10 protein-coding genes, 1 tRNA gene and 2 pseudogenes are annotated in these 14,982 nt (G+C 66.8%); 6 read left to right on the forward strand and 7 right to left on the reverse strand.

Translation table 11 applies throughout. The annotated features are described in order from the left end of the window. Positions 1-46 precede the first annotated feature (46 nt). The 4 genes and pseudogenes from tig to CCX87_RS12255 all read right to left on the reverse strand — a co-directional run bounded on the left by tig (position 47) and on the right by CCX87_RS12255 (position 6,086). Positions 47-1,357: a trigger factor gene (gene tig / locus CCX87_RS12240; protein ID WP_087746556.1), complete on the reverse strand. Its 1,311-nt coding sequence runs from the start codon at positions 1,355-1,357 to the stop codon at positions 47-49. A 75-nt stretch (positions 1,358-1,432) separates the two neighbouring features. Continuing rightward, positions 1,433-1,519: transfer RNA gene (locus tag CCX87_RS12245), tRNA-Leu, on the reverse strand. A 103-nt stretch (positions 1,520-1,622) separates the two neighbouring features. After that, positions 1,623-4,881, reverse strand: a pseudogene (locus CCX87_RS12250) (efflux RND transporter permease subunit). Between the two features lie 8 nt (positions 4,882-4,889). Continuing rightward, positions 4,890-6,086: pseudogene (locus CCX87_RS12255) on the reverse strand (efflux RND transporter periplasmic adaptor subunit). A gap of 260 nt (positions 6,087-6,346) precedes the next feature. Between CCX87_RS12255 and hpnC the strand changes: the two are divergent. The 4 genes from hpnC (at position 6,347) to hpnE (ending at position 11,160) form a co-directional block, all read left to right on the forward strand. Continuing rightward, complete coding sequence (gene hpnC / locus CCX87_RS12260) at positions 6,347-7,183, forward strand: squalene synthase HpnC (protein ID WP_087748308.1); 837 nt, start codon at positions 6,347-6,349, stop codon at positions 7,181-7,183. A gap of 234 nt (positions 7,184-7,417) precedes the next feature. Continuing rightward, positions 7,418-8,851 carry an L-serine ammonia-lyase gene (locus CCX87_RS12265; protein ID WP_087746559.1) on the forward strand — a complete coding sequence of 478 codons (1,434 nt, stop codon included), beginning with the start codon at positions 7,418-7,420 and terminating at the stop codon, positions 8,849-8,851. Between the two features lie 119 nt (positions 8,852-8,970). Continuing rightward, the gene (gene hpnD / locus CCX87_RS12270) at positions 8,971-9,810 is read left to right on the forward strand and encodes a presqualene diphosphate synthase HpnD (protein WP_087746561.1); all 840 of its coding nucleotides are present in this window, start codon (positions 8,971-8,973) and stop codon (positions 9,808-9,810) included. Between the two features lie 9 nt (positions 9,811-9,819). After that, entirely contained in the window at positions 9,820-11,160 is a 1,341-nt protein-coding gene (gene hpnE / locus CCX87_RS12275) for a hydroxysqualene dehydroxylase HpnE (protein ID WP_087746563.1), read from the forward strand. Positions 11,161-11,283: 123 nt separating this feature from the next. On the opposite strand, the gene CCX87_RS12280 is transcribed toward hpnE, so the two are convergent. The 3 genes from CCX87_RS12280 to CCX87_RS12290 are packed head-to-tail and all read right to left on the reverse strand — an operon-like array spanning position 11,284 to position 13,121. After that, positions 11,284-11,496 carry a DUF2788 domain-containing protein gene (locus tag CCX87_RS12280; protein ID WP_087746565.1) on the reverse strand — a complete coding sequence of 71 codons (213 nt, stop codon included), beginning with the start codon at positions 11,494-11,496 and terminating at the stop codon, positions 11,284-11,286. Further along, a complete protein-coding gene (locus tag CCX87_RS12285) occupies positions 11,493-12,338 on the reverse strand; it encodes a DUF2189 domain-containing protein (RefSeq protein ID WP_087746586.1) in 846 nt (281 codons plus the stop codon). Before CCX87_RS12285 ends, CCX87_RS12280 begins: the two co-directional genes overlap by 4 nt. Positions 12,339-12,389: 51 nt before the next feature. Beyond that, positions 12,390-13,121: an HAD family hydrolase gene (locus CCX87_RS12290; RefSeq protein WP_087746588.1), complete on the reverse strand. Its 732-nt coding sequence runs from the start codon at positions 13,119-13,121 to the stop codon at positions 12,390-12,392. 187 nt (positions 13,122-13,308) lie between these two features. On the opposite strand from CCX87_RS12290, the gene CCX87_RS12295 reads away from it, so the two are divergent. Then, the gene (locus CCX87_RS12295) at positions 13,309-13,680 is read left to right on the forward strand and encodes a TraR/DksA family transcriptional regulator (protein WP_087746590.1); all 372 of its coding nucleotides are present in this window, start codon (positions 13,309-13,311) and stop codon (positions 13,678-13,680) included. A gap of 86 nt (positions 13,681-13,766) precedes the next feature. Further along, positions 13,767-14,876, forward strand: coding sequence for a ferrochelatase (hemH, locus tag CCX87_RS12300; RefSeq protein WP_087746592.1), 1,110 nt, complete (start codon positions 13,767-13,769; stop codon positions 14,874-14,876). Positions 14,877-14,982 lie beyond the last annotated feature (106 nt).

Below are 14,982 nucleotides of genomic sequence, written 5' to 3' on the forward strand. Positions count from 1 at the left end.
GGTTACCGCGAGATCATCCGCAACGGACGCGCTCGACGGCCCGGCCTCAGCCCTGGGCCATCAGTTCGTCAAACGACACGGCCTTGTCGATCACCTTGGCCTGGCCCAAAACGAAATCGGTCACGTTGTTTTCGATGACCACCGCCTCGACTTCGGCCAGACGCTGGCGATCGCCGAAGTACCAGCGCACCACGTCTTCGGGCTTCTCGTAGCTGGCTGCCAGCTCGTCGATGTGGGCCTTGAGCTGCTCGGGCTTGGCGTGCAGTTCATTGGCGCGCACCAGCTCGGCCACCACCAGGCCCAGGCGCACACGGCGCTCTGCCTGGGGACGGAACACGTCTTCGGGGATTTCGGCCTTGTCGGCGTCCTTGATGCCGCGCTGCTTGAGTTCGGCGCGCGCGCCTTCAAGCAGGCGGGCGATTTCAGCCTGGACACTGGCATTGGGCAAGTCGAGTTCGGCCTTGGCGACCAGGGCATCCATGACGGCGGCCTTGTTGCGGGCCAGCAGGCGGAACTTGACTTCGCGCTCCAGGTTCTTCTTGATGTCGGCGCGCAGGCCTTCCACCGAGCCGTCGGCAATACCCAGCGACTTGGCCAGGGCGTCGTTCACTTCGGGCAGGTGAGCGGCTTCGATCTTCTTGATGGTGACCAGGAAGTCGGCCGTCTTGCCGGCAACGTCCTTGCCGTGGTAATCGGCGGGGAATGCCAGGGGGAAAGTCTTGCTTTCGCCCAGCTTCATGCCGCGCACGGCGTCTTCGAATTCCTTGAGCATCTGGCCTTCTCCGACCAGGAACTGGAAGTCTTCGGCCTTGCCGCCCTCAAAAGGCTCGCCGTCGATCTTGCCTTCAAAGTCCACCGTCACGCGATCGCCATCCTGTGCCGCAGCGTCCAGCGCGCGCTGGGCGAAGCTGCGGCGCTGCTTGCGCAGGATGTCGATGGTTTTGTCGATGGCGGCATCGGTCACGTCGGCCGAGAGCTTTTCCACCTCTGCGCCAGCCAGATCGCCGATCTTGACTTCAGGAAACACCTCGAAGATGGCATCAAAAGTAACCTGGCCTTCGGGAGCGCCTTCCTTTTCGGTGATGCGAGGCTGGCCGGCCACGCGCAGCTTGGCTTCGTTGGCCGCCACGGCAAAAGCCTCGCCCACCTTGTCATTGAGCACTTCGTATTGCACCGAGTAGCCGTAGCGCTGGGTGACAACGGTCATGGGCACCTTGCCGGGACGGAAACCGTCCATCTTCACAGTGCGGGCCAGGCGCTTCAGACGCGAATCGACTTCGGTCTGGATGGTGGTCAGGGGCAGGCTCAGCGTGATCTTGCGCTCAAGCTTTTCAAGGGTTTCAACAGTAACGGACATCGCTCTTCCTCGTATGAATGTGGATCGTGCTGGCTGCAGCGCAGCTGCGCCGTGTTCCGCAAAGTCTCACATGGGTGGTGCGCGGGGGGGGACTCGAACCCCCACACCATTGCTGGCGTCAGGACCTAAACCTGGTGCGTCTACCAATTTCGCCACCCGCGCGGTTCTACAAACAAACAGGCGGCCAACTTAAGCCAGCCGCCTGTGTGAAATCGGTTAGCCTTCTATTTTACCCTGATGTGGCAGGCCCTTTGAATCCGGGCGGTCATGCCACCCCGGGCGCGGGCCGCCGCACACGGAACCAGGCGGCATACATGGCCGGCAGCGCCAGCAGCGTCAGCACCGTGGCCACCACCAGCCCGCCCATGATGGCCACGGCCATCGGCCCCCAGAACACGCTGCGCGACAGCGGGATCATGGCCAGCACCGCCGCCGCTGCCGTGAGCACGATGGGGCGCAGGCGGCGCACGGCGGATTCCACGATGGCATCCCACGCAGGCACACCCCGTGCGCGGTCCTGCTCGATCTGATCAATCAGGATCACCGAGTTGCGCTGAATCATGCCCATGAGCGCAATCACCCCCAGCAGCGCCACAAAACCAAACGGCCGGTTCAGCAGCAGCAGGGCCGCTGCCACGCCCGCCAGGCCCAGCGGCCCGGTCAGAAACACCAGCATCGCGCGACTGAAACTGTGCAGCTGCAGCATGAGCAGCGTGAAAGTGATGAACAGCATGATCGGAATGCCCGCTGCGATCGACGCCGAGCCCTTGGAGCTTTCTTCCACAGCCCCCGCCACCTCAATGCGATACCCCCCCCTGCCCCGCAGTACGCCATTGGGCCTCGATCTCCTTGAGGGCCGGAAGCAGCGCTGCAGTCACCGTGGCGCCCTGCAACCCCTCGGTCACGTCACCCTGCACCGTGATGGCGTAGTCGCGGTTCTCACGCCACATTACGCCCGGCTCCCAGGTGAACACGGGCTTGGCGATCTGCGTGAGCGGAATCGACTTGCCCGAGGCCGTGGGCAGGTAGGCATTGGCGATGTCAGTGATGGCATTGCGCTCATCGACTGGCTGGCGCAGCACGATGTCAATCAGCTTGTCGCCCTCGCGGAACTGGCCCACCTGCGTGCCCGAAAGGATGGTTTTGGACGCCTGCGCAATCGACTGGCTCGTCACCCCCAGTGCGCGCGCCTTGGCCTGGTCCACCTCCAGGCGCAGCACCTTCACCGATTCGTTCCAGTTGTCGTTCACGCCGCGCATGTCGGGGTTCTGGCGCAGCTGGGCCTTGACCTCATCGGCGCGCTCGCGCAGCACCAGCGGATCGGGGCCCACCACGCGAAACTGCACCGGATAGGGCACGGGCGGCCCGTTGGGCAGCAGCTTGATGCGGCCGCGCACTTCCGGGAACTCCTGCGCCAGCAGCGCCGGCAATTTTTTGCGCAGCGATTCACGGATCTTCAGGTCTTGCGGCACCACGATGAACTGCGACACATTGGTTTGCGGGAACACCTGGTCCAGCGGCAGATAAAACCGCGGCACGCCCGAGCCCACCCAGGTGCTGACGGTGCTCACGCCGGGCTCGGCAAGCAGGCGCTGCTCCACGCGCTGGGTGATGGCCTCGTTGCCCGCAAACGATGTGCCCTCGGGGAACCAGATGTCCACCATGATTTCGGGACGGCTCGAATCCGGGAAGAACTGCTGCTGCACCTTGCCCATGCCCACGATGCCCAGCGCAAAAGTGAGCACCGTGGCGCCGATGGTCAGCCAGCGGTGCTCCACGCACCAGTGCACCAGCCGGCGAAACGCCGTGTAGAACGGGCTGTCGAACACCTCATGCGGGTCGTCGGTGATGCCTTGGCTGGCCTGGGCGGCCAGCACATGCGGCGGTCGGCTGCCTGCCCCCACGCTCGCCACTGCGTGTGCTTCGCTGCCCCCCGAGGGGGCGTCAGCCACCTTGGGGCGGCCCGGCGGAGGCTTCAGCAGCAACGTGCCCAGATACGGCACGAAATACACCGACACGATCCAGCTCAGCACCAGCGCAATCACCGTCACGGCAAAGATGGCAAAGGTGTATTCGCCGGTCACCGACTTGGCAATGCCGATGGGCAAAAAGCCGGCGGCGGTGATGAGCGTTCCGGTCAGCATGGGCATGGCCGTGAGCTCATAGGCAAAGGTGGCGGCGCGCACCTTGTCGTAGCCTTCTTCGAGCTTGAGCACCATCATCTCGACCGCAATGATGGCGTCATCCACCAGCAGGCCCAGCGCAATGATGAGCGAGCCCAGCGAGATCTTGTGCAGGCCAATGTTCCAGTACCACATGGCCAAAAACGTCACGGCCAGCACCATGGGGATGGTGATGCCCACCACCAGCCCCGGGCGCGGGTCGATGTACCAGCGCTTCCAAAGCGGTTGATTGCCGGGGCGCTTGTGCAGCCCCAGGCTGATGAAACTCACCGCCAGCACAATCACCACCGCCTCGATCAGCACCATGACGAACTCGTTCACCGAGCTGGCCACCGACTTGGGCTGGTCCTGCACATTCACCAGCTTCACGCCCGCCGGCAGCGCGCCGTTGATGCGCCCGGTCACGCCATGCAATGCCTTGCCCAGGGCAATGATGTCGCCACCCTTGGCCATCGAGACGCCCAGCGCAATCACCTCGCGCCCCTGGTGGCGCACCTTCACCGCGGCCGGGTCCACATAGCCGCGCTTTACCTCGGCAATGTCCGCCAATCGCAGCTGCGCTCCTGAAGGGCCCCGAATAGGCATGGCGCGCAGGTCTTCCACGGCGTTGAACTGCCCGCCCACCCGCACCTGCACCTGGTCTTGCGGGGTCTCGAAGGCGCCAGCGCCCTCCACCGCGTTTTGCTGCCCCAGTTGGGCCAGCACCTGGTTCATGTCCAGGCCCAGTTGCGCCAGGCGCTTTTGCGAAATCTCGATGAACAGCTTTTCGTCCTGCGCGCCAAACAGCTCCACCTTGGCCACATCGGGAACGCGCAGCAGTTGCTGGCGCGCGTCGTCGGCAAATGCTTTTAGTTCGGCGTAGCTGAAGCCTTCCGACTCCAGCGCGTAGATCACGCCATACACGTCGCCAAAGTCGTCATTGAAGAACGGGCCCTGAATGCCCTGCGGCAAGGTGTAGCGCATGTCGCCCACCTTCTTGCGCACCGTGTACCAGACATTGGGCACCTCGCTGGCCCTGGACGAATCCTTGATCTGGAAAATGATCTGCGACTCGCCGGGCTTGGAATAGCTGCGGATCTTGTCGGCGTAGGGCACCTCCTGCAGGGTGCGCTCGATCTTGTCGGTCACCTGCTCGGCCACCTGCTGCGCCGTGGCGCCCGGCCAGTAGGTGCGCACCACCATGGCCCGAAAGGTAAACGGCGGATCTTCGTCCTGCCCCAGCTGAAAATAGGCCGCAAAGCCCAGCAGCATCAACACCACCATGAGATAGCGGGTGAGCGCCGGATGGTCGAGTGCCCACTTGGAGAGGTTGAACCCCTCTTTGGGTTGTCCTTGGGTCATGGCCAGCCTTACTTTGCGGAAGAGGCCGCAGCCGCTGCCGAGGCGGCAGGCGTTGCCTGAACAGCTACTGAATTTGTAGCTGTCTGCGCTTTAGGTACGGGCGCTACAGCCGTTTTTGGCTGATAAACCATGACCTTCTACCCCGGCGAAAGCACATGCACGCCGGTGGCCACCACCTGCATGCCGGGCGCCAGGCCCGACGCCACCACGGCATCGTTGCCATCGGCCGTGGCAATCTGCACCACCTGCGACTTCACCGTGCCGGTGGCCGGGTCGTACACCCACACCGCCGTGGCCTGCCCTTCCTGGCGCAGCGCGCTGGTCGGCAGCTTGATGGCCGCAACGCCCGCGTGGCTCAATGCCTTGGGCGTGACATACACCGTGGCACCCAGGGCCGGCACCTCGCTGCCTTCCAGCGCCACCTTGACCTGGTAGGTGCGCGTGGCGGCATCGGCACTGGCCGCCACCTCGCGCACCCGGCCCGCCAGCTGCGCGCCACCCGACCACACCCGCGCCACCACCTCCTGGCCGGGCTGGATCTGCGCCACCTTGTCTTCGGGCACGGCAAACACCACATCGCGCGCGCCGTCTTGCGCAATGCGCACCACGGGCGTGCCCGCCGCCACCACCTGGCCCGGCTCGGCCTCGATGCCCGTCACCACGCCCGCCACATCGGCCACCAGCGTGGTGTAGGCCGTCTGGTTGCCCTGCGACGACAACTGCGCCCGCGCCTGGTCCAGCGCGGCCTGCGCGGCCTTGAGCGTGGCATCGCGCCGCTCCAGCTCGGCGCCGCTGATGAAATTCTGGTCCTTAAGTGTCTGGTAGCGCTTGAAATCGGCCGCCGCCAGATCGCGCTGCGTGGTGGCCGCTGCCAGCTGCGCACGCGCGGCATCGGTGGCCAGCTGGTAGTCGCGCGGGTCGAGTTGCGCCAGCACCTGCCCGGCGCGCACCCGCTGGCCCAGCTCTGCCTGGCGCTGCACGATCTTGCCCGCTACGCGAAAGCCCAGGCGCGACTCTGTGCGCGCCCGCACCTCGCCCGCATATTCCAGGCTGGTCTGCAACGCCCCCACCCCCACCGTGAGCAGCTTGACCGAGCGCACGGGCTCTTCGGGCGGCGCCGGCCGGGAACACGCCGCCAGCAACGCAGCAGAGGCCACAAGAAACAGATACCGCAGCGACGGCCGCCAGGCGAAGGATGTGCGCATGAGAAATCCGGGAGTAGGAACGGGGGCTGCCCTGCACAACATGTGCCGGCCTCAAGCGCCGCCCCACAGCGCGTCCCCACTTTTGTCGGGGCAAGGCAACCCAACCGCAAACTTTTTACTGACTGGCCGGTTAGTAATCTAGGGGGTCGCCCTGACAATGTCAAGCGACAATCCCGGCCGTGAACCCACGCCCCCCCTCCCCACCCCCGCCCAGCGCCACGCCCCACGGCGGCGCAACGGCACCGCCGCCTGCACCGGTGGTGGCCGCGCCCGTCACGCATTACGAAAACTTTCCCGTCGCCTCGCTGTTGTGCCCGCCGCACCTGCGCCAGCCCATCGCCGCCATCTACGCTTTTGCCCGCACGGCCGACGACATCGCCGACGAGGGCGACGCCACGCCCGCGCAGCGCCTGGCTGACCTGGCCGCCTACCGTGCCGAACTGGCCCGCGTGGCCGCCGGCCAGCCCCCCGCAGCGCGCTGGGCCGCCGTGTTCGGCCCGTTGCAGGCCACGCTGCGCCAGCACGCGCTGCCGGTGCCGCTGCTCGACGACCTGCTCAGCGCCTTCATCCAGGACGTGCAAAAAACCCGCGACGCCCAGGGCTACGCCGACCGCGCCGAGCTGCTGGCCTATTGCCGCCGCTCCGCCAACCCGGTGGGCCGCCTGCTGCTGCATCTGTATGGCGTGACCGGTGCCCAGGCCCTGGACGAAAGCGACGCCATCTGCACCGCCCTGCAGCTCATCAACTTCTGGCAAGACCTGAGCGTGGACATTCCCCGTGGCCGCCACTACCTGCCGCACGCCGACTGCGCCCGCCACGGCGCGGGCCCGGCAGACCTGCTGGCGCTGCACAGCACCCCCAACAACGTGCTGCTGATTGCCGACTGCGCCCGCTGGGCCCGCACCCTCATGCAAAAGGGCGCGCCCCTGGTGCTCCGCCTGCCCGGCCGCGCGGGCTGGGAGCTGCGCCTGGTGGTGCAAGGCGGCCTGCGCATTCTCGACAAGGTCGATGCCCTGCGCGGCGCCAGCCTGCACACCCGCCCGCGCCTGCATGCGTGGGACTGGTTGGTCATGCTGGGCCGGGCGCTGGTAATGTAAGAAAGATTCATGGGCGGCAAGGCGATCTGACATGTGCGCTGCGCCCAGCCACCAAATTTTTAGCAAAAATAGCCTCTAGCGCTTATCCAGAAAGCGCCAGCAGCTATAAAAACTGAAGCAATCAACCTGCCAGCCGCCATGGTTGCACCCCAGGCTACGCCCCACAAAAAAGGATTGCGCGCATGCTGCAGCCCTGCAGCCCTGCAGCCCTGCCGCCCGGTTAGCCTCTCCACCATGTCCACGCCCACCACACCCACCACCTCCGTCAGCGTTTTCGATCTTTTCAAGATCGGCATCGGCCCCTCCAGCTCGCACACCGTGGGGCCGATGATTGCCGCGCGCCAGTTTGCCTGCCACCTGCAGGCCACCTTGGGGCTGGCGGCGGTGCACGGCGTCACCGTGGAACTGTTTGGCTCGCTCTCGGCCACCGGCGTAGGCCACGGCACCGACCGCGCTGTGCTGCTGGGCCTGGCGGGGCATGAGCCCGACCGCATCGACCCCGCGCAGATCGCGCCCACCATCGCGCAGATCCGCAGCAGCGGGGCGCTGGCCCTGCTGGGTGAACGCACCGTGCCGTTCATCGAAAAAGACCACCTGCTGTTTCGCCGCAAAAGCCTGCCGCTGCACCCCAACGGCCTGTGCTTTCACTCCTTCGACGCGCAGGGCCATGAGATCGCCACCCGCGAGTACTACTCGGTCGGCGGCGGTTTTGTGATCGACGCCGCAGGCCAGCGCGTGCTCAACACCGCCGCCACCGCGCAGCCCGACGCCGCAGGCCACGGCCAGGGCCTGCCCCATCCATTTCGCACCGGGGCCGAACTGCTGGCCCAATGCCACGCCACCGGCCTCGCCCCGGCCCAGCTCATGGCCGCCAACGAAGCGCACTGGCGCAGCGCCGCCGAAGTGCGCCGCCAGCTCATGGCCATCTGGCAGACCATGGCCGGCGCCGTGCAGCGCGGCTGCGCCGCCACTGGCCAGCTCCCCGGCCCCCTGCAGGTGCGCCGCCGCGCCGCCGAGCTGCACAAAAACCTCAGCAGCCACCCCGAGGCCGCGCTGCGCGACCCGCTCGCCATGCTCGACTGGGTCAACCTGTATGCCATGGCCGTCAACGAAGAAAACGCCGCCGGCGGCCGCGTGGTGACCGCGCCCACCAACGGCGCGGCGGGCGTCATCCCCGCCGTGCTGCACTACTACGTCAACTTTCTGCAGGGCGCCAAAGAGGCCAAGGAGGACGGCATCGCCACCTTCTTGCTCACCGCTGGCGCCATCGGCATCATCTACAAAGAAAACGCATCCCTGTCCGGCGCCGAGGTGGGCTGCCAGGGCGAGGTGGGCGTGGCCTGCTCCATGGCCGCCGGCGCCCTGGCGGCCGTGATGGGCGGCACGCCCGAGCAAATCGAGAACGCCGCCGAGATCGGCATGGAGCACAACCTGGGCATGACCTGCGACCCCGTGGGCGGCCTGGTGCAAATCCCCTGCATCGAGCGCAACGCCATGGGCGCCATCAAGGCCATCAACGCCGCCCGCATGGCCCTGCGCGGCGACGGCCAGCATGTGGTCTCGCTCGACAAGGTCATCAAAACCATGATGCAGACCGGCGCCGACATGAAGGCCAAATACAAAGAAACCTCGCGCGGCGGGCTGGCGGTGAATGTGGTGGAGTGCTGAACCGTCAGCACTACCAATTCAATAGCTGCTAGCGCTTACCCCATAAGCGCTAGCAGCCAAAAACACCTCAAACCCCGTTACCCCGGTCGGCACTGTGCGCCGTGTGACAATCTCGCCCCATGACACCGCAGCAGTACGTACAGCAAAAGGCCGTGGCCTCGGGCAGCAGCTTTTATTACGCCTTTCTCTTTTTGCCCGCGCCGCGCCGCGCGGCCATCACGGCGTTTTATGCGTTTTGCCGCGAGGTGGACGATGTGGTCGATGAGGTGAGCGACCCCGGCGTGGCCCGCACCAAGCTGGCCTGGTGGCAGGCCGAGGTGGCCAAGGCTTTTGCCGGCCAGCCCACGCACCCGGTGATGCAGGCGCTGATGCCGCACACGTTGGACTACGGCATCGAGCCGCACCACCTGCAGGCGGTGATTGACGGCTGCCAGATGGACCTGGAGCAAACGCGCTACCTCGACTTTGCGGGTCTGAAGGGCTATTGCCACCTGGTGGCGGGCGTTGTGGGCGAGGTGGCGGCGCGCATCTTTGGCCAGACCGACGCGCGCACCACCGAATACGCGCACCGGCTGGGCCTGGCGTTTCAGCTCACCAACATCATCCGCGACGTGGGCGAAGACGCCATGCTGGGCCGCATCTACCTGCCCGTGAGCGAGCTGCAGCAGTTTGATGTGAAGGCGCACGAGATTTTGAAGCGCCAGTATTCCGACCGCTTCACCGCGCTGATGCGCTTTCAGGCCGAACGCGCGCACCGCCTGTATGACGAGGCCTTTGCCCTGCTGCCCGACGCCGACCGCCGCGCGCAAAAGCCGGGCCTGATGATGGCCAGCATCTACCGCACGCTGCTGCGCGAGATCGAGCACGAGAACTTTCAGGTGCTGCACCAGCGCATCCGCCTCACGCCGCTGCGCAAGTTCTGGCTGGCGTGGAAGGTGCAGGCGCTGGGCCGGATGTAGTCACCGTTCATGAAAGTCGCCGTCATCGGGGCCGGCTGGGCCGGCATGGCCGCCGCCATTGCGCACGCGCAGGCGGGCCGGCAGGTGACCGTGTTCGAGGCGGCGCGCACCGTGGGCGGGCGGGCGCGGGCTGTGTCCGCCACGTTGCCGGACGGCACGCCGGTCACTCTCGACAACGGCCAGCACATCCTGATTGGCGCCTATGCCGAGAGCCTGCGCCTGATGCGGCTGGTGGGAGTCGATACGGATTTGGCCCTGCTACGCCTGCCGCTCACGCTGCGGTTTCCCGATGGCCAGGGGCTGCAACTGCCCGACCTGCCCCCGCCGCTCGATGCCTTGCTGGGCATTGCCCGCGCCCAAGGCTGGCACTGGCGCGACAAGCTGGCGCTGCTGCGCACGGCCACGGCCTGGCAACTGCGCGGCTTTCGCTGCGCGCCGCAGACTTCGGTAGCCCAGCTGTGCGCCGCGCTCACCCCGCGCCTGATGGCCGAGTTCATCGACCCGCTGTGTGTGTCGGCCCTGAACACCCCGGCGCGCGCGGCCAGCGGCCAGGTGTTTTTGCGCGTGCTGCAAGACAGCCTGTTCAGTGGCCGGGGCGGCTCCAACCTGCTGCTGCCGCGCATTGATCTGGGAGCGCTGTTCCCCCAGGCGGCGGCCCATTGGCTGCAGCGCCACGGCGGCCAGGTCGTCACCGGGCAACGCGTGCAACGCCTGCAGCCGCTGCCGGGCGGACGCTGGCAGGCGGTGTGCACCGGCGGCAGTGCCGACGACGCCGCAACGCCCGCGGTGTTTGACCACATCACCCTGGCCTGCCCCTCATGGGAAGCCAGCCGTCTGGTGCAGGGCCTGGCAGACCTGCCCGGGCTGGGCGGGCTGTGCGGACCGGACGCGCCGACACAGGCCCGCCGCTGGAGCGCCGCTGCCAGCGCGCTGCGCTTTGAAGCCATCACCACAACGTATGCCCACGCCCACGGCGCGCGCCTGCCCCGGCCCATGCTGGCGCTGCGCAACACGGCGCAGCACCCCGCGCAGTTTGTATTTGACCGGGGCCAGCTCGACGGCCAGCACGGGCTGCTGGCCTTTGTGGTCAGCGCCAGCGATGGCGACCGCGCCCGCGTCGAACAACAAGTGCTGCAGCAGGCCGCCGCGCAACTCGCGCTGCCCACGCTGCAGCCCGTGCAGACCGTGGTGGAAAAGCGCGCCACCTTTGCCTGCACCCCCGGCCTGGAGCGGCCCGGCCCGCAGGTGCTGCCGGGTCTGAGCGCCTGCGGCGACTATGTGCAAGGCCCCTACCCCGCCACGCTCGAAGGCGCCGTGCTCAGCGGCACCGCCGTGGCGGCCTGTGTGTGAGCAATCTGGCGCCTGGCTGATCAGTATTTAAAACCGCAAGGTTCCGGATCAATCATCCAGCATTTATTTCGGGCCGGACCCATGGCAATCGACCCCGGGTCGCAACCCCGGCGGGCGGCGCCGCTATTTCTCCAGCCACCACTGGATGACGACCTTGGCCAGAAAGCCCAGAAACCCCACACCCAGCCCCAGAAACAGCACAAAGGTGCCAAACCGCCCGGCTTTCGATGACCAGGCCAGCTGCCCGATGATGAAAACCATGTACAGGATGAAGGCCCCCACCCCGTAGGTGAGGAAGAAGCTCGCAATCTGCGCTTCGGTGAAACCAAAAATCACGGGCGCCTCCCTTGGGCTGGCGCGCCCTGGCCGGATTCGCGCGGCGGCAGGCTGGAGGCGTCCACCAGGTCGCGGTAGGCGTGCCAGCTGGCGTGGCCCAGCATGGGCATGACGGCGATCATGCCCAGCAGCAACGAGCCCAGCCCCAGCAGGGTGAAGCCCAGAATGAGCGCGGCCCACAGCGCCATCGGCACCGGGTTGGCCAGCACCGCCTGCCAGCTGGTGAGGATGGCCTGGCGCAGGCTGGCGCGCCGGTCCAGCAGCAGGGGCATGGCCACCACGCTGGACAGGAAGATGGGCGCGGCCATCAGGCTGCCCAGTGCCAGCCATAGCTCGAACAGCCAGCCGCCCCTGGCCAGCACCACATGCTGCAAAAAGTCGCGCGGCGTCTCGATGGGCACCGGCGCCAGCAGGGTGATCAGGGCTGCCGAGGTCACCACCCAGCCGGTGGCGGCCAGCGCCAGCAGGGCGCCGAACTGCACCATGCACCAGTAGTCGTTGCCCCATTTGTTGACATGGCTGTTTTGCCAGTTGAGCCAGGTTTTCAGCACCACGGCGGTGTTGGCGCTCTCGCCCCGCTCCAGCGCCCGGCTCAGTGCATACAGGCTGGTGGCCAGCACCGGCGCCACCACCAGAAAGCCCGACAGCGCGCCCGCCAGCAGCCAAAAACGGTTGTGGGCCACGGCCATGATGGCCGCGCCCAGCAGCGCCATGGCCAGCCCGTGCGCAAAGCTGATCCAGCCGGCACGCGCCATGTCGCGCCAGCCCAGGGCCAGCCAGGCCAGCGGTTGCATCAGCCCGATGGTGCGGACGACGGGCAAGGGGGGCGGGTTAAAGCGCATGGGGTTTCCGGGCAAAGCGGGTTGAGGCGGGCTGAAGCGGGTTGAAGCGGATTAGCGCTTGTCAGAGAGCGCCGCCGGGCCATCCAGCAGGCGGCACAACTCGGTCAGGCTGGTCACGGTGGCATGGGGCGGTGTGTCGTGGGGCCAGGCCTTTTGCGCGGTGTTCAGCCACACGGCCTGCATGCCGGCGGTGATGGCTGCCAGCGCATCGAGCGTGGCGTCGTCCCCCACATGCAGCACCTCATGGGGCGCAACGCCCAGGGTGCTGGCGGCGGCATGAAAGATGCGCGGATCAGGCTTGGGCACACCAAAATCTTGCGCGCTGATGCTGGCCCTGAAATAGTGGCCGATGCCCACGCGGTGCACATCGGCATTGCCGTTGGACACCGCCACCACCGGGTAGCGCTGCGACAGGAAGGCCAGCGTGGCGTGGGCGTCGTCAAACAGATCCACCCGCTGGCGCTCGGCAAAAAACACGTCAAACGCGGGCTCGGCCAGCGCCGCGTCGTCCCCGGCCTGGGTGAGGGCCAGGCGGATGGACTCGCGGCGCAGCGCGCTCAGGTTGTGCTGCAGGTCGGGGCGCAGGCTCACCATCTGGTTGCGGATGGCGCGCAGCGCAGTGGTGTCGGAAAACAAGGCCGCAGTGGCGGGGGCATGGTCGGTCAGCCACTGCAGCAACACCGCCTCGGCCCGGGTGATGGTGGGCCAGATGGGCCACAGCGTGTCGTCCAGATCGAGGCTGACGGCGCGGATGCGGGAAATATCGATAGCGGCAGCGGACACAGTGGATTCCGGGAGAGCAGATGGCGGGCCTTGCCCGAAAAAAGTCCAGCCAGAGAATACCCCACGCGGTCAACGCGCGTGGGCCAACGGGGGCGCAAAACCGCTTTTTCCCTGGCGCTCTGCCCATAATGGCAGCAGGCGCCGTTGCCAGCCCTGAACGCGCCGATCAACCCTCCCGGAGAAAAACATGAACGCAACACTGACCGCTGCCCAACGCGAAGAGCTCAAGGCCCTGCTGCTGGCGGCGCGCATAAACGTGCAGGCCCAGATGCAGCAAAACCGCGAGAACCTCGCGCCGCCCGCTGCCGACCAGGACGGCATCGAGCAGGGCAATGTGGTGCGCGAAGTGGACCAGGCGCTCACCAACATCGACGCTGCGGACGTCAAGCGCATCGACCACGCGCTGGAGGCCCTGGAAGACGGCAGCTATGGCCTGTGCGCCGAATGCGGCTGCGCCATTGCGTTCGAGCGCCTGAAGATCGAACCGCAGACGCAGCATTGCGTGGCCTGCAAGTCGCGCTGGGAACAGGGCAAGGGCCACGCCAGGGCGCAGTCCTGAACGTTCCGGTCTGAGCACCGCGGGCCACGAGCACTGCACAAAGGCCCATGCCGGCGCGCGGGCCCTGCCTTGCGTGAGAATGCGCCATGCCTTTTCAAACCGAACCGCCCTACACCCACGGCCAGGCCGAGCGCACCGCCGTGCTGCTGTGCAACCTGGGAACACCCGACGCGCCCACGGCCCCTGCCGTGCGGCGCTATCTTGCCGATTTTCTGGGCGACCACCGGGTGGTCGAGATTCCCCGGCTGGTGTGGTGGCCCATCCTGCACGGCATCATTTTGCGCACCCGGCCGGCCAAATCTGCCGCCAAATACGCCAGCGTGTGGATGCCCGAAGGCTCGCCCCTGGCGGTGTGGACCGCCAAACAGGCCACGCTGCTGCGCGGCTGGCTGGGCCAGGCCGGGCACAACGTGCTGGTGCGCCATGCCATGCGCTACGGCAACCCGTCCATCGCCAGCCAGCTCGATGCCCTGAAAGCCGAGGGCGCCACGCGCATCCTGATCCTGCCGCTGTACCCGCAATACTCGGGCACCACCACGGCCAGCGTGCTGGACGCCGTGTACAGCTGGGCCGCCCGCACGCGCAACGTGCCCGAGCTGCGCTTTGTCAACCGCTACCACGACCATCCCGGCTACATCGACGCCCTGGCCCGCACCATCGAAACCCACTGGAAGCACCATGGCCAGCCCGACCAGCTGGTGATGAGCTTTCATGGCGTGCCCGAGCGCACGCTGCACCTCGGTGACCCTTACCACTGCGAAAGCCTCAAGACCGGCCGCCTGCTGGCCGAACGCCTGGGCCTGCGCAAGGACCACTACCAGATCACCTTCCAGTCGCGCTTTGGCAAGGCCAAGTGGCTCACGCCCTACACCCAGCCCACCATCGAGGCCCTGGGCAAGGCCGGTACCCGGCGTGTGGACGTGGTGTGCCCCGGCTTCACCAGCGACTGCCTGGAGACGCTCGAAGAAATCAACATGGAAGTGCGCGAAGCGTTCCTGCATGCGGGCGGCAAGGAGTTTCACTACATCCCCTGCCTGAACGACAACCCCGCCTGGATCACCGCGCTGAGCCAGGTGGCCCAGCAGCACCTGGCCGGCTGGCCCACCACGGTGCCCGATGCCTCGGCGCTGGCCGATGCGCGTGCCCATGCACTGGCGGGTGGCGCGCCCGCGGGGGTGTGCCCCGTGGCGCATTAACTATTATTTTTATAGCTTCAAGCGCTTATCCATCAAGCGCTAAAGCCCATTTTTATCCATATTTCGAATGCAGCAACCTGCCACCCGCCTTGCGCCGTGCGCAGGC

Source organism: Acidovorax sp. T1, assembly GCF_002176815.1.
Lineage (GTDB): Bacteria > Pseudomonadota > Gammaproteobacteria > Burkholderiales > Burkholderiaceae_C > Acidovorax.

What these genes read in the sequence shown, in the direction of transcription:
- tig (WP_087746556.1), bottom strand. Translation starts at nt 1,357, where the DNA reads ATGTCCGTTACTGTTGAAACCCTTGAAAAGCTTGAGCGCAAGATCACG.
- CCX87_RS12265 (WP_087746559.1), top strand. Translation starts at nt 7,418, where the DNA reads ATGTCCACGCCCACCACACCCACCACCTCCGTCAGCGTTTTCGATCTT.
- hpnD (WP_087746561.1), top strand. Translation starts at nt 8,971, where the DNA reads ATGACACCGCAGCAGTACGTACAGCAAAAGGCCGTGGCCTCGGGCAGC.
- hpnE (WP_087746563.1), top strand. Translation starts at nt 9,820, where the DNA reads ATGAAAGTCGCCGTCATCGGGGCCGGCTGGGCCGGCATGGCCGCCGCC.
- CCX87_RS12285 (WP_087746586.1), bottom strand. Translation starts at nt 12,338, where the DNA reads ATGCGCTTTAACCCGCCCCCCTTGCCCGTCGTCCGCACCATCGGGCTG.
- CCX87_RS12295 (WP_087746590.1), top strand. Translation starts at nt 13,309, where the DNA reads ATGAACGCAACACTGACCGCTGCCCAACGCGAAGAGCTCAAGGCCCTG.
- hemH (WP_087746592.1), top strand. Translation starts at nt 13,767, where the DNA reads ATGCCTTTTCAAACCGAACCGCCCTACACCCACGGCCAGGCCGAGCGC.